Annotated in this window: 16 protein-coding genes; 10 read left to right on the top strand and 6 right to left on the bottom strand. The window is 60.3% G+C overall.

The window, feature by feature from the left end; translation table 11 throughout:
* Nucleotides 1–15: 15 nt before the first annotated feature.
* The 8 genes from ACTCHC_RS08135 (at nt 16) to ACTCHC_RS08100 (ending at nt 4264) form a co-directional block, all read left to right on the top strand.
* Entirely contained in the window at nt 16–312 is a 297-nt protein-coding gene (locus tag ACTCHC_RS08135; RefSeq protein WP_463021981.1) for a chorismate mutase, read from the top strand.
* Nucleotides 313–369: 57 nt separating this feature from the next.
* On the top strand, nt 370–777 hold the full coding sequence (rpsP, locus tag ACTCHC_RS08130; RefSeq protein WP_463021980.1) for a 30S ribosomal protein S16: 408 nt from the start codon (nt 370–372) through the stop codon (nt 775–777).
* Nucleotides 778–934: 157 nt separating this feature from the next.
* The gene (locus ACTCHC_RS08125) at nt 935–1357 is read left to right on the top strand and encodes an EVE domain-containing protein (protein WP_463021979.1); all 423 of its coding nucleotides are present in this window, start codon (nt 935–937) and stop codon (nt 1355–1357) included.
* A complete protein-coding gene (gene rimM, locus ACTCHC_RS08120; protein WP_463021978.1) occupies nt 1357–1869 on the top strand; it encodes a ribosome maturation factor RimM in 513 nt (170 codons plus the stop codon). Before ACTCHC_RS08125 ends, rimM begins: the two co-directional genes overlap by 1 nt.
* Complete coding sequence (trmD, locus tag ACTCHC_RS08115; protein ID WP_463021977.1) at nt 1862–2692, top strand: tRNA (guanosine(37)-N1)-methyltransferase TrmD; 831 nt, start codon at nt 1862–1864, stop codon at nt 2690–2692. Before rimM ends, trmD begins: the two co-directional genes overlap by 8 nt.
* A gap of 49 nt (nt 2693–2741) precedes the next feature.
* On the top strand, nt 2742–3125 hold the full coding sequence (gene rplS / locus ACTCHC_RS08110; RefSeq protein WP_463021976.1) for a 50S ribosomal protein L19: 384 nt from the start codon (nt 2742–2744) through the stop codon (nt 3123–3125).
* An 11-nt stretch (nt 3126–3136) separates the two neighbouring features.
* A complete protein-coding gene (gene rpmE, locus ACTCHC_RS08105) occupies nt 3137–3358 on the top strand; it encodes a 50S ribosomal protein L31 (RefSeq protein ID WP_463021975.1) in 222 nt (73 codons plus the stop codon).
* Between the two features lie 96 nt (nt 3359–3454).
* Nucleotides 3455–4264, top strand: a complete 810-nt coding sequence (locus ACTCHC_RS08100) for a division plane positioning ATPase MipZ (protein WP_463021974.1) — start codon at nt 3455–3457, stop codon at nt 4262–4264.
* Nucleotides 4265–4303: 39 nt separating this feature from the next.
* Here the strand turns inward: ACTCHC_RS08100 and ACTCHC_RS08095 are convergent, their stop codons facing one another.
* Nucleotides 4304–5560, bottom strand: coding sequence for a CaiB/BaiF CoA transferase family protein (locus tag ACTCHC_RS08095; protein ID WP_463021973.1), 1257 nt, complete (start codon nt 5558–5560; stop codon nt 4304–4306).
* Between the two features lie 428 nt (nt 5561–5988).
* Between ACTCHC_RS08095 and ACTCHC_RS08090 the strand changes: the two genes are divergently transcribed.
* Nucleotides 5989–6807: an IclR family transcriptional regulator gene (locus ACTCHC_RS08090; protein ID WP_463021972.1), complete on the top strand. Its 819-nt coding sequence runs from the start codon at nt 5989–5991 to the stop codon at nt 6805–6807.
* A 33-nt stretch (nt 6808–6840) separates the two neighbouring features.
* Here ACTCHC_RS08090 and ACTCHC_RS08085 read toward each other — a convergent pair whose 3' ends face one another.
* Both ACTCHC_RS08085 and ACTCHC_RS08080 read right to left on the bottom strand, forming a co-directional pair.
* A complete protein-coding gene (locus ACTCHC_RS08085) occupies nt 6841–7251 on the bottom strand; it encodes a Zn-ribbon domain-containing OB-fold protein (protein WP_463021971.1) in 411 nt (136 codons plus the stop codon).
* Nucleotides 7248–8441: a thiolase family protein gene (locus ACTCHC_RS08080; protein ID WP_463021970.1), complete on the bottom strand. Its 1194-nt coding sequence runs from the start codon at nt 8439–8441 to the stop codon at nt 7248–7250. The genes ACTCHC_RS08085 and ACTCHC_RS08080 overlap by 4 nt, the downstream gene beginning before the upstream one ends.
* A 162-nt stretch (nt 8442–8603) precedes the next feature.
* Here ACTCHC_RS08080 and ACTCHC_RS08075 point away from each other — a divergent pair, with 162 nt between their 5' ends.
* Complete coding sequence (locus tag ACTCHC_RS08075; protein ID WP_463021969.1) at nt 8604–10028, top strand: hypothetical protein; 1425 nt, start codon at nt 8604–8606, stop codon at nt 10026–10028.
* Between the two features lie 58 nt (nt 10029–10086).
* Here ACTCHC_RS08075 and ACTCHC_RS08070 read toward each other — a convergent pair whose 3' ends face one another.
* Genes ACTCHC_RS08070 through ACTCHC_RS08060 form a run of 3 tightly spaced genes read right to left on the bottom strand, consistent with a single transcriptional unit; the run spans nt 10087 to nt 14560 of the window.
* Nucleotides 10087–11274, bottom strand: a complete 1188-nt coding sequence (locus tag ACTCHC_RS08070) for an acyl-CoA dehydrogenase (RefSeq protein ID WP_463021968.1) — start codon at nt 11272–11274, stop codon at nt 10087–10089.
* A gap of 27 nt (nt 11275–11301) precedes the next feature.
* Entirely contained in the window at nt 11302–12507 is a 1206-nt protein-coding gene (gene pcaF, locus ACTCHC_RS08065; RefSeq protein WP_463021967.1) for a 3-oxoadipyl-CoA thiolase, read from the bottom strand.
* A gap of 43 nt (nt 12508–12550) precedes the next feature.
* Nucleotides 12551–14560, bottom strand: coding sequence for a 3-hydroxyacyl-CoA dehydrogenase NAD-binding domain-containing protein (locus ACTCHC_RS08060; protein WP_463021966.1), 2010 nt, complete (start codon nt 14558–14560; stop codon nt 12551–12553).
* Between the last annotated feature and the right edge of the window lie 27 nt (nt 14561–14587).

Here is a 14587-nt window from a genome sequence, read left to right as displayed (position 1 = left end):
CCGAAAGGCCGTGATATGACCGACGCAACCACCCGCGCCGCCAATGTGCTGCAAAATCACCGCGCCAGCATCGACCGGCTGGACGCGATCCTTGTCTATACGCTGGGAGAGAGGTTCAAACACACCCAGGCGGTGGGCCGGCTCAAGGCCGAACACGACTTGCCACCCTCTGACCCCGTGCGCGAGGCAGCCCAGATCGCCCGGCTGGAGCAACTGGCGCGCGATGCCGATCTCGACCCCGAATTTGCCCGAAATTTTCTGAATTTCATCATTCAGGAAGTTATCCAACACCACAAGAAACACCAGGAATAACCGTATTCTGCGCGGGAAAATCCCTGTCGCACATCGCCATCCAAAGGAGAAAACCAAATGGCACTGAAAATTCGTCTGGCCCGCGGCGGGTCGAAAAAGCGTCCCTTTTACCGCGTTGTCGCCACTGACAGCCGCATGCCGCGCGACGGCCGCTTTATCGAAAAGCTGGGCACCTATAACCCGCTGCTGCCCAAGGATAACGAAGAGCGCGTGAAGATCGATGCAGACCGTATCCAGCATTGGCTGGGTCAGGGCGCACAGCCGACCGACCGTGTCGCCCGCATGCTGGAAGCTGCAGGCATCATCGCCAAGAAAACCCGCAACAACCCCAAGGCGGGCGAGCCGGGCAAGCAGGCCAAAGAGCGTGCCGCCCAGAAGGCCGCGAAACTGGCCGCCGCTGAAGAAGCCGCAGCTGCACCTGCTCCGGCGGAAGATCCGGCTGCCGAAGAAGCTGCCGCCGAATAAATCCGGCGCGGCCGCACATGCTTCGCCTGTTCATGGTCGGGGGGCTGGCAGCGGGTATCTGGTTCGGGATCAAAGCCGACAGGTATCTGCTGGAAGGCCGCTGCCTTGCTGCCGGCGGGTCGGTTGACACGCGCGGCATCTGCATGGGGGCCCGGCCATGACATGGCGCTTCCGGATTGGTGTCGCGGATCGCAAACAGGCCGAAGCCGCCCAAAGGGGCGGCTTTTGCGCGTTTTCGCATGGCCGTGAAAGCGCCGCTCGCAAGCTGTCCCCGGGCGAGGGTTTTGTCTATTATGCGCCCAGGACGGATTTTGATGATGCGCCTGTGCAGGCATTTGTGTCGCTGGGGCATGTGACCGATCTGGAACCGGCGGAACGGGTTCTGCCGGGTGCCGATTCCCGCCCCTGGACGCGGGGCGCGCAATATGAGGATATCGCCGAAATGCCGATCCGACCATTGCCGGGCAGCTTATCGTTCATCCGTTCGATCGACCATTGCGGTATGGTGTTCCGGCGCAGTCTGTTCGAAATACCGGCGACCGATTTCAATCTGATCGCCTCTGCGATGAAAGGCTCATGATGACTGATCGCGTTTGTGTGGGCGCCATTGCCGGATCTTTTGGCGTAAGGGGCGAAGTGCGGGTCAAAAGCTTTTGCGCCGACCCCGCCTCCATCGAGCAATACGCGCCCCTTTACACCGAAGACGGCACCCGCAGCTTCACCCTGAAAATCACCCGTGCCGTCAAGGAAGGCTTTTCGGGCCGCCTGTCGGGGGTCGTGACCAAGGAAGAGGCCGACGCCCTGCGCGGTACCCGCCTGTTTGCCGATCGCGCCAGACTGCCGGCATTGGACGATGATGAATACTATCACGCAGATCTGATCGGAATGGAAGTGCTTGATACCGGGGGAAAATCTATTGGAACCGTACATGCGGTGCATGACCACGGTGCAGGCGATTTGCTGGAAATTCATGGGCCGGGGCTGAAATCCAGCATCCTTCTGCCCTTTACCACCGCATGCGTGCCCACCGTCGATATGGCCAGCCGCCGCATCATTGCCGACCCGCCCGAAGGGTTGCTGGGCGATGACTGATACCCCCCGATCCCATGGCCGCCGGTCGATCAGTGCATCCTTGACCCCGCGTGATCTGATGACTGAACGCCCGCGCCTGAAAGGCGCCTGGACTGCGCGCGTCATTACCCTGTTTCCCGGGGCCTTTCCCGGTGTTCTGGGGGAATCGCTGACCGGCAAGGCGCTGGAGATGGGTTTGTGGGCACTGGAACCCATCGACCTGCGCGCTTTTGGTGAGGGCAAGCACCGCAATGTCGATGACACGCCGGCCGGTGGCGGCGCCGGTATGGTGCTGCGCGCCGATGTGATGGCCGCCGCCCTGGATCAGGCCGCTGCGGGCACGCCGGATGATCGCGACGCCTGGCCGGTGGTCTATCTTTCGCCGCGCGGCAAACCGTTCGATCAGACCATGGCGCGGCGCTTTTCGCAGGCCAAGGGCATCACCCTGATTTGCGGCCGTTTTGAAGGTGTCGATCAGCGTATTCTGGATGAATACCGTGTCGCCGAGGTCTCACTTGGTGATTTCGTCCTGACCGGGGGCGAGATTGCAGCACAGGCCTTGATTGACGCCACAGTCCGACTTATACCCCGCGTGCTTGGGAATCACGAGTCGATCGTAGAGGAATCCTTTTCCGAAGGTCTGCTGGAACACCCACAGTATACAAGGCCGACCGTCTGGCGGGGCCGTGAGATACCGGAAATTCTTCTGTCCGGCCATCACGCGCATATCGCCGCCTGGCGCAAGGCCATGGCCGAAAGGCTGACCAAGGAACGTCGCCCTGATCTCTGGCGGGCTTACTGTGATACGCACGGTAGGGACCCGGATGAAGACCGAGAGCTCTGAGGACGCATCAACTTCGCGGGAAAACCGTGAGCATATAGGAGTAAGCGCGATGAACCTGATCGCACAGATCGAGGCCGAGCAGATTGCCAGCCTTGCCAAGACCATTCCGGATTTCAAGGCCGGTGATACCATTCGCGTCGGTTACAAAGTGACCGAAGGCACCCGCACCCGCGTTCAGAATTACGAAGGTGTATGCATTTCGCGCAAGCATGGCTCTGGCATCGCCGGGTCGTTTACCGTGCGCAAGATTTCCTTTGGCGAAGGTGTGGAGCGTGTGTTCCCGCTGTATTCGACCAATATCGACAGCATCGAGGTTGTCCGCCGTGGCAAGGTGCGCCGCGCCAAGCTGTATTACCTGCGCGCGCGCCGCGGCAAGTCGGCCCGCATCGTCGAGGTCACCAATTACAAAGCCAAACCCGGCGCCGAAGCGTAAGGAGTGGGACAATGAAAAAAGAGATCCATCCCGATTACCACACGATCAACGTCAAGATGACCGACGGAACCGTGCTTCAGATGAAATCCACCTGGGGCAAGGAAGGCGAAACGATGTCGCTGGAAATCGACCCTTCGGTTCACCCGGCCTGGACCGGCGGATCGACCCGTCTGATGGATGCAGGCGGTCGTGTGTCGAAATTCAAGAACAAATACGCCGGGCTGGGCTTCTGACCCTTCCCTGCCGCTTTCCAAACGGAAGCACACAACATATAGTAGGGGCGCGTTCATATTCTGGACGCGCCTTTTGCATCGGGAAAGGGTGACGACGTGGCGCATATAATCGTCGTAGGCAATGAAAAGGGCGGGGCCGGCAAATCGACCACATCCATGCATGTGGCGACAGCGCTGGCGCGGATGGGGCACCGGGTGGGTGCACTGGATCTGGACCTGCGCCAGCGCAGCTTTGGCCGCTATATCGACAACCGCATCGCCCATTGCGCCCGCGAAGGGCTGGACCTGCCCACGCCGATCTATCGTGACCTTCCCGAAGTCGAAAAAGACCAACTGGATCCGGGCGAGAACATCTTTGACCGCAGGCTGTCGGCCGCCGTGGCCAGCATGGAGCAGGAGGTGGATTTCATCCTGATCGACTGTCCGGGGTCACATACGCGCCTGAGCCAGGTCGCCCATTCGCTGGCCGATACGCTGATCACGCCGCTGAACGACAGTTTCATCGACTTCGATCTTCTGGCCCGGATCGAGCCGCATACCGGCAAGATCCTTGGCCCATCAATCTATTCCGAAATGGTCTGGAGCGCGCGGCAATTGCGCGCGCAGGCCGGATTGCCTGCGATCGACTGGGTGGTGCTGCGCAACCGAATGGGCGCCCAGCAGATGCACAACAAGAAAAAGATGGGCGACGCGTTGCAGGCCCTGTCAAAGCGGATCGGGTTTCGCGTGATCCCCGGTTTCAGCGAAAGGGTGATCTTCCGAGAGCTGTTCCCAAGCGGGCTGACATTGCTGGATCTGAAAGATCTGGGCGTGAAGGGTCTGAACCTTTCAAATGTGGCAGCCCGTCAGGAATTGCGCGATCTAATGGCGGCATTGAAGCTGCCGGGTGTGAAGATCGAATTCTGACCCACGCCAGGGCGGCGCGGGTCAGTTCATTAAATCAGCCTATTTGGCCTTGCCGATCGCACCGCTGGATTCGAGTGCCGCAATTCTTGCGTCATCATATCCCAGCATATCTTTCAGAATGCTGTTGGTATGCTGGCCGACTGTCGGTGCAGCCACCGGATCGGCAAGCGGCGATTCCGAGAAATGCATTGGCAAGGCAAGGTTCGGAATTTCACCGGCGGTGGGATGCGGAATTTTCGTGATGACGCCGAATGACCGGGTTACATCGGCTTCCAGTGCTTCGTTCAATTCATTGATCTTGCCTGCAGGTGCACCGGCGGCGCGCAGCTTGGGTTCCCAATATGACCAGGGCTGTTTGCCGAAGGCCTCTTCCAGGATGTCCTTCATATATTGCGCCTTTTTCAGGCGGCCCATACGGTCTTGCAATTCGGGGTCATTGGCCACGTCCGGCCGGCCGATCACCTCGAATACCCGCCGGAAAATCGCGGTTGAGGATGACGAAATGAAGAAGGCGCTGTCGCTGGCATGGAAGGTGCCGGTGGGCTGGGTATCGTTGCTGGAATTGCCCACGCGCGGCGGGACAATCCCGTTTTGCAGGTATTGCATCGAACCAAAACCCAGCATGATCAAGGAGGATTCATACAGGGATACATCAATCCGCTGTCCCTTGCCGGTGCGCAGACGATGCACGACCGCGGCCAGGATCGCGTTACAGGCCATCAATGCCGTGGTCGTATCCATCACAACCGGCTGGGCGCGCACGCCTTCGCGATCGGGGAAACCGTTCATCGAAATGAAACCGCTTTCGGCCTGAACGACGGTATCGAACCCGGTGCGGTCGGCATAGGGGCCCGTGCGGCCATAAGCAGACGCTGAACAGAAGATAATGTTTTCGTTGATCTTCTTCACATCATCATAGCCCAGACCAAAGCGCTCCATCACGCCTGTCGAAAAGTTTTCGACGATGATGTCAGCCTCTTTGATCAATTCCCGAACAACCTGCTGGCCCTCTTCGCTTTTGAGGTTCACCACGATGCTTTTCTTGTTGCGGTTGGTCCACAGGAAGGGGGACCCTTCCCCGTTCAGGGCCGGATCGGCCGGAGGGAACTGGCGGAAATCGTCACCGCGCGGCGATTCAATCTTGATCACTTCGGCGCCGAAATCACCCAGCATCATTGTCGCGAAGGGTCCCGCGACAAAATGCGTGAAATCCACGACTTTCATTCCCGACAGCGGGCGCTGTGCGCCGGGCTTGTTGGGAACATGGGCTGGAAAATCTTTGAATGGTCTTTTCATTTGCTTGGCCTTGCTCTTTCCTGATTGCCGGGTCGGGGCGCAAAGAGACAGAACATGGCACAAGTCGCACTTGCAACTTTCATGTATCCCCCCTTCGTTTCGAACCGCGACAGGCACTTTGACTGATCCGGGCGGATCAGATTTCGCGCAGTATTTTTGCTGGCATTCGTCGCACAATACGAGATAATCACCCGCAGGCAAGTGCAATTCCGCCATATCCGCCCGGCATGGGCAGCCAAGGTTTTCATAGCCCAACCGCACCTGTTTTTACAGACCATAACGAGGGCGAGCAGGTGATTTTCAACAGGATATCCGATGATCGCATACCGCGGATATGACCGGCCAGTCATTCATTGTTGTTGGGTGTCATGCGGAATGTTGTATGGTGTCCGCCAATGACAGCCTGACACACAGAACGAGAGCGCGGTATGCCAGCGTCCAAAAAAGAAAAACAAAGCAGCACAGACAAGGTTCTGGGCATTCTGAACCTGTTTACCGAAAACTGCCCGGCCTGGACGGCAGAGCGGTTGAGCCAAGAATTGGGCCTGACCCGGGCGACCACTTATCGCTATCTCAAGGCGCTGAATACTGCGGGCCTGGTCGTGCCCGGTGCGGGTGGCAGCTATGTGCTGGGGCCGCGCTTCATCCAGATCGACCGACAGATCCAGAAATCGGATCCGCTTTTGAATGTCGCGATTCCCTGCCTTGCGCCCGATGACAGCCCTATCATCGGGGCCAAGTTCATTTGCGGTTTTTACGGCGATCAGATGTTGTCGGTTTACGTCGACAAGCGCGATCAGGACATTTTGCTGACGATGGAGCGGGGCCGCACCTTTCCGCTGTTCTATGCCGCGCCGTCAAAGGTGATCCTTGCCTATCTGCCGCCCTATCACCTGAAAGCGGTCTATTCCAAGAATGCCGCCGAGATTGCCAAAGCCGGTATGGGTGATGACTGGAACGGTTTTCGCGCGGTGCTCAAGGCGATCCGGCGTGATGGCTATTGCGTCGGCAATCAGTTGGACGCGCGCGCCGTGGGTGTGGCAGCCCCGATCTTTCACGCGCCCAATGCCGTTTCCGCCAGTCTGTGCTATGTGCGGCGACGCGATATCAGCACACAGGAAGATCTGGACGCGCTGCGCGATCTGGTCGTTGCAGCCGCCGCACGGATTTCGCAGCGGCTGCAAAGCTTCCAACCTAATGACGGGGCCGGGACACCGGTTTTTCCAACACCCAGGTTGTCGCGCTAGACGAATGGGCGCACAAACGCGCGCCCGTTCGATTCAGGCAGGACGAGCCCCATAGATCGGGCCGTCTTCATATTCCAACACGACGATTTCCACGCGCTGATCCAGCGCGGGATTGTCAAGGATGCGGGTCGCGATGCGCAGACCTTCATCCAGATCCACGATGCCGACCTCATAGGGGGCTTCGGCCTGAAACACGGCAGGCGCCGCATGAATCGTGGTTTTGGAATAAAGCGTGCCAAAGCCCGACAAGACACCCCAAGTGACCTCTCCACACCAGCAATGCGGGCAGATCGGTTTTGGCGGAAAGGATTTCTTGCCGCAGGCCACGCATTGAGTGGTGCGGAATTCGCTTTGTTTCAGCCCTTCCCAGAACGGCGTGGTGAATTCGCTTTGGCGGGGGGGATAGGGCCGCTGCGATGCGATTTTCAGCTTGGGAAGGGTCATTGCATTGCCTCCAGAATATGCACCATCGCGGCGTTGTAATTGCCCAGCTCGGCGCTGGTCATCGCCAGGTTCGCGCCCTTGACCGTGCGGCCATTGGCGCGGCCGCGGAACTGATCCATCACCTCGACATAGCTGTACAGCGGGGTGACATAGGCCGGGTGGCCGCGCGATTGCAAACCGCCTGACGTGCAGATCGGAATACGGCCCCCCACCGATGTTTCACCGGCGGTTGCGTCCTTGCCCCCCTGCCCGCGTTTGCACAGGCCCAGTGCCTCGGACACCAGAACCTCGACAATGGTGCAGGGGGCGTAAAGTTCGGCAAAGTCGATATCGGCGGCCGTGACGCCCGCCATGGCATAGGCCTTTTCGCCGGCGCGCTGCGCGGCCTGCAGCGCGATCATGTCATTGGGCACTTCGCTGATCTGATGCGCGCCTTCGTGGAAGAAACCTTCGCCCCGGATCAGCGCATAGGGCAGACCTGTGGATTTGGCGACTTCTTCGTCGGCCAGAACGATACAGACCGCGCCATCGCCACGGCCCGGAACCTCGAACAGGCCCAGGGGTTCGACGATCGGCTTTTGCGCCATCACATCGTCCATTGTCATCGGCTTGCGGAACTGGGCGATGGGGTTTTGCATCGCATGGGCGCGGTTCTTGACCGCGACGGCCGCCAGTTCTTCGCGCGATGAACCATATTCATGGATATAGCGCACCGCGTCCATCGCGTACCAGGAAATCGGGGTGAACCCGAAGGGCACGTGAAAATCGACATCGCCGGTGGCGCGCATCGAGCTCATCATGTGGTCAATCGCCGAGGTGGCGGTTTCAAAATTGACGCCCAGCGCCAGCGATACGCGGGTGCGCCCCAGCCGGATCTGATCAACCGCCGTCTGAAAGGCCAGCGCGCCGGTCATGCCGTTGCCCATCATTTCGGCCACAAGGCCGTCACATGGCAGGCGCAGATAGTTCGCCATGAAGGTCGCAAAGTATTTCTGCGGCGTATAGGGGCGCGGCAGGCTGAAGATCAGCGATCCGATATCGGACTTTTCCAGCCCTGCATCGGCCATCGCATCGACGACCAGCCGCGCCAGCACTTCGTGTTCAAGGTTCTGCGCGTCTTTGCTGTCGGGGTTTTGCCATTTCCCGACGGGCAGGGCGGAACAGCCCAGCATCGCCACATTTCTGGTCATTGAGAATATCCTTTTTCCAGCTTCCCCCGCGATAGCACCCCAACAGGCATATTGTAAATATTCCTGTATCATGCGACTCATTGCCAAAGCCCATGGCGCACGGTGCATTGAAACCTTGCCATCAGGTGCCTCGAAATACCAGCGCAACAGGAAATGTTGATCGTGCCCACGCCCTCCGCCATTCCTGCAGCGTCCCGGCCGAATGTAACACCGCTGACATGGGTTCTTGGGGGTCTGTTGCTGGTCAACATGATCATGGTCGGCGTTCAGGGCTGGTTTGGTCTTGAGTGGTTGCTTTATCCCAGCGCGATATCGCTGCTGGCGGTTTTCGGCATTGTGCTGTTCGTGGGCGGGCGTGTTTCGAGGCTGTTCGTCTGGCTGACGATCGCGGGCGTCATCATCACCCTGCTGGTGATTGATGAACCGGGGCCGGTAATCTGGGATGGGATCAAGCGCGGACTATTCTTTCAGGGTTTCATGGCGTCGGTGTTCACCTTGCAAGAGGCCGCCTTGCGGTCGCGGATGCTGCAAAGGATCGGCCTTTACCTGATCGGCCAGCCAATTCAGCGGCGCAGTATTTTCGTGATGCTGGGCACACAGGTGATGGCGGTGATGATGAATCTGGGATCGTTGATCCTGATCGGCACCATCGCCACCGCCAACAAGCGCGACGGTGAACCGCCCGATGCCGCGCAAAGGCAGGTTGCACTGTCATCGGTCCGGGGCTTTGCCCCGTCGTCGATGTGGTCGCCACTGGCCGTGCCACCGATATTTGTCGGCACGCTGCTGCCTGGCGTGAACATGGCGCATGTGATGCCGCAAGCGATGCTGATCGCGGCATTGATGCTGCTTTCGGCGGGGGTATTTACCTATTTGGGCGGACGTGGATCCGCCACAAGCACCGATATGACAGGGCTGCCGCGCGTTGCCCTGCCCTGGGCCAGTTTTGCCAAACTGGCGCTGATGATCACGCTGATTTTTGCCGCGATAAAATTCGCCTCGGTCACGCTGTCACTGTCGATTGCGACAGTCGTGACGTTGCTGATTCCGCTGACCTCGCTGATCTGGTTGGCGGTGCAATGCCGGGGCCGCCTGAACGATGTCGTGACCGGACCGATACGCAACATAATCGGAGTGCGCCTTCCACAGCAGGCCTCGGAAACCACTGTTTTCGTGGCGGCCGGTCTTTTGGGGCCGATGGTTCTGGCCATGGTGCCCTTCGATGCGATTACCGGTTTTTTCATGGCCAACCACGTATCGCCGCAGATCATCGCCATCGTGGTTTTCCTGGCCACCGTCGGGCTGTCGCTTGTGGGTGTGAACGCCATTCTGACAGTGACCGTCGCCATCGCACTGGTTGGCGACCCGGCGGCCATCGGGATGGAGCCGACATTTTATGCGTTGGTTCTGTTGTCGGCATGGTCGCTATGCGCACAGTTTTCGCCCTTTACCGCCACGACCATCGTTGCTGGACGGTTGTTCGGGGTCAGTCCGATAACGCTGAGCTTTCGCTGGAACGGTGCCTATCTGGCGTTCTGCGTGCTGTCCGGGGTGGTGGTGATCGTGGCGCACGGGATTCTGTTCTGAATGAAAACACCCGCGGCGCAGCGCCGCGGGTGTTCGTTTTACCAGTCAGATCTGACGATCAGAAAAAGGCCTGCAACCCGGTTTGCGCGCGGCCCAGGATCAGGCTGTGCACGTCATAGGCCCCTTCATAGGTGTTCACCGTTTCCAGGTTCACCATGTGACGCATGACCGGGAATTCATCAGAGATACCATTGCCGCCATGCATGTCGCGCGACATACGGGCGATGTTCAGGGCCTTGCCACAGTTGTTGCGCTTGATGATCGAGATCATCTCGGGCGCCATGCGACCTTCTTCAAACAGGCGGCCGACACGCAGGCAGGCCTGCAGGCCCAGTGTGATTTCGGTCATCATATCGGCCAGCTTGGCCTGATACAGCTGGTTGTTGGCCAGCGGACGGTTGAACTGCTTGCGGTCCAGACCGTATTGACGGGCCGCGTGCCAGCAGGCCTCGGATGCGCCCATAACACCCCATGCGATGCCATAGCGCGCACGGTTCAGGCAGCCGAACGGCCCGGCCAGACCTTCGGCATTGGGCAGCAATGCGTCTTCGCCAACTTCGACGTTTTCCATCACGATCTCACCGGTGATCGAGGCGCGCAGCGACAGCTTGCCTTCGATTTTCGGTGCAGACAGGCCCTTCATGCCTTTTTCCAGCACGAAACCGCGGATCTTGCCGCCATGTTCATCTGATTTGGCCCAGATCACGAAAACGTCAGCGATGGGGCTGTTGGAAATCCACATCTTGGCGCCGTTCAGAACATAGCCACCCTGCACCTTGGTGGCGCGGGTTTTCATGCCTGCGGGGTCAGAACCGGCATCGGGTTCTGTCAGACCGAAACAGCCGATCCATTCGCCGGTTGCCAGCTTGGGCAGGTATTTCTTGCGCTGCTCTTCCGAACCATAGGCATAGATCGGATGCATCACCAGGCTGGACTGCACCGACATCATCGAACGATAGCCGCTGTCCACACGCTCTACTTCGCGGGCAACCAGTCCATAAGACACATAGCCGGCACCGGTTCCGCCGTATTCTTCGGGGATGGTGACGCCCAGAAGGCCAAGTTCACCCATCTCGCGGAAGATTGCGGGATCGGTTTTTTCCTGACGATAAGCTTCCTTGACGCGCGGGGCCAGCTTGTCCTGGCAATAGGCGCGGGCGGTATCGCGGATCAGGCGTTCCTCTTCGGTCAGCTGATCCTCGAGCAGGAAGGGGTCATCCCACACGAAACTGTTCTTGTCAGTCATGATTGTGTTCCTTGTATTTGCGCGTGCTCAGACGCGTTCCATCAAAAGGGCGACGCCCTGCCCGACGCCCACGCACATGGACGATATGGCATATTTACCGCCGGTTTTCTGCAATTCCAGTGCTGCGGTGCCAACAATGCGCGCACCCGACATACCCAACGGGTGCCCCAGGGCAATTGCGCCCCCATTGGGGTTCACGCGAGGGTCATTGTCAGCCAGCCCAAGATCGCGCAGGCAGGCCAGCGACTGGCTGGCAAAGGCTTCGTTCAGTTCGATCACGGACACATCGTCCAGCGTGATCTTGGCAAGATCGCACAGCTTGCGGATCGCGGGCACCGGGCCATAGCCCATGATGCGCGGCGCCAACCCGACAGAGGACGACGCCACGATACGGGCAATCGGCTTCAGCCCATATTTCTTGACCGCATCGCCCGAGGCGATCAACAACGCGGCGGCACCGTCATTCACGCCCGATGCGTTGCCGGCCGTGATCGTGCCATCCTTGCGCACGAAGGGGCGCAGCTTTTGCATGTCTTCGATCGTGGCACCGGCGCGGGGGTGTTCGTCTTGCGTGACTTCGGCCGTTTTGCCGCGGCCAAGGTCAATGGTAACCGGCACGATTTCCTGCGCAAAACGGCCTGATGTCATCGCCGCCTCGGCCTTGTGCTGGGATGCCAGCGCAAAAACGTCCTGATCTTCGCGGCTGATCTTGAAATCATCGGCCACGTTTTCCGCCGTTTCGGGCATGGATTCACTGCCATACTGGGCGTGCATCTTGGGGTTGGTGAACCGCCAGCCGATTGTGGTGTCGTGAACCTCGTTCGCGCGGGCAAAGGCCGTTTCGGCCTTGGGCATCACGAAGGGTGACCGGGTCATGCTTTCGACACCGCCAGCGATGGCAACCTGGATGTCACCAACCATGATCGCGCGCGCGGCCGAGGCCACGGCCTCCATCCCCGACCCGCACAAGCGGTTCAGGGTCACGCCGGGCACCGTGTCGGGCAGGCCGGCCAGCAGCAGCGCCATACGGGCCACGTTACGGTTGTCTTCGCCGGCCTGGTTGGCGCAGCCGAAATAAACCTCTTCGATCGCGGCTGCGTCCAGCCCGGTATTGCGCGCCGCCAGCGCCGCCACGGGAATAGCGGCCAGATCATCCGTGCGAACCTTTGCAAGGGCACCGGCATAGCGGCCAATCGGGGTGCGGACATAGTCGCAGATGAATGCGTCTGCCATTTTCGTTTCTCCGTCTTTGCGCGGCTGATCCGCGGAAGGTTTCTCAGTTCAGGCTTGCGAAGGTCTTGCCGTCTTTGGCCAGCTTGCGCAGCAGGTCGGGCACATCCCAGGACAGCGGATCTTCGGCGCGATAGCGTTCGATGCGCGACACCAGTTCGGACACCCCGATCTGATCGGCATGATACATCAGCCCGCCGCGCCAGCGCGGGAAAGAATAGCCGTGGATCATCACCAGATCGATATCGGCCGGGCGTTCGGCGATACGTTCTTCCAGAATGCGGGTGCCTTCCTCGATCATCGCGGTCAGGGCGCGGGCCTGGATTTCGGCATCGTCAAAGGATTTGCGGGTCACGCCCTTCTGCGCCGATGTTTCAATCACCAGATCCTCGACCAGTTGCGATGTCGCAGGCGCGGCGCCTTCGGCATAGTCATACCAGCCCGCCTTGGTCTTGCGGCCCAGGCGTTTATGTTCTTCGACCATGCGATCGGCGATGGGGATATAGCGATAATCGGGATTATCCTTCAGCCCCAGACGCTTGCGGTTGGCATAGGCGATGTCGAGGCCGGACAGATCCTGCACCTCATACGGGCCCATCGCAAAGCCGAAATCGCGCATCGCCTTGTCGATCTGCCAGGGCAGCGCGCCTTCCAGCATCACGATATCGGTTGTCTGGCGATAGCGTGTCAGAATGCGATTGCCGATGAACCCGTCGCAGACACCGGCCTGAACCGGGATCTTGCGCAGCCGTTCACCCAGACGGAACGCGGTGGCCATGGTCTGATCCGAGGTGGCGCGCGCCTTGACGATTTCCAGCAGCTTCATGATATGCGCCGGGCTGAAGAAATGCATGCCCAACAGGCGGCCCGGGTTTGGAATGCCGTCGGCGATCTGGTTCACATCCAGATAGGATGTATTTGTGGCCAGAACGGCGGTATCGGGCAGCCCTGCCGCCAGCGCGGCAAAAATGGTTTTCTTGACGCCCATGTCTTCGAAGGCGGCCTCGATCGCGATCTGCGCGGGGGGCAGCGCGTCATAGCCGATGGCAAACGCGAACCCGTCGGCCTGCGCCTTGTCGGCGGCTTCGGGTGTCATCATGCCGCGCTTGACGGCCTGCCCATACAGGCGGCCGACATTATCGCGCGCGCGATCACGGGCGGCGGCATCCATTTCGACCAGCGTCACATGAACGCCGATCTGGGCCAGCGCATAGGCGATAGACGACCCCATGTTGCCGCCCCCGACAACAACGGCCTGTGTCACCTCGACCGGGGCGGTGCCCAGGCTGCGGCTTTGGCCAGCCACGCGGGCATCGGCGGCGGCGACATGTGCCAGCGCGCGGGCCTGATCGGAATTGGCAGCCGCATCATGGGCGGCGCGTTCCGCGGCCAGACCTTCGGCCAGCGGCAGGGTGGCGGCCTGTGCGACCAGATCAATGGCGGCCAGCGGGGCCGTCATGCCGCGCATCTTCTTTTTCGCGGTGCTGCGGGCGGCGGCAAGGCCTTCATCGTCGGCCTTCGGGGCCGGGCGCTCGGCGGGCAGTGCGGCTGCATCCACGGCCATTGCCGCGGCCACCGGATCGTCGGACAGCGCATCAACCAGGCCGATTTCGGCGGCCTTGTCGGCACGCGTGGATTTGCCTTCGGATATCATCGCAGCCGCAGCCGCAAGCCCGATCAGGCGCGGCAGGCGCTGGGTTGCGCCACCACCGGGCAGCAAACCATGCGCAACGCCCGGCAGCCCCAGCGAGGCAGCAACCGTCGCCACACGATACCGGCAGGCCAGCGCGATTTCGCAGCCGTCACCCAAGGCGGCCCCGTTGATCGCCGCGATGGCGGGCAAGGCCGCAATCGCCGCCGTTACATCGGCCAGTGCCGGAACGGTTTCACCGGCACCGGCGAAGAACGTCTTGCCAGTGCCGGCCAGAATCACACGAGTCACGTTTGCCGCGCGGGCCTGCTCCAGCGCGGCCAGCAGGTCGGCGCGATAAGGGGCGGCGGCGCCATCCAGCGTTACGGTGGCCGTTCCGTTGGTGATGTCACAGCGTATTGTCATCTTGTCACCCTTTCGTCGGTGCGTATC

The organism is Actibacterium sp., assembly GCF_055134745.1.
This window is presented reverse-complemented; position numbering and strand designations above follow the sequence as displayed.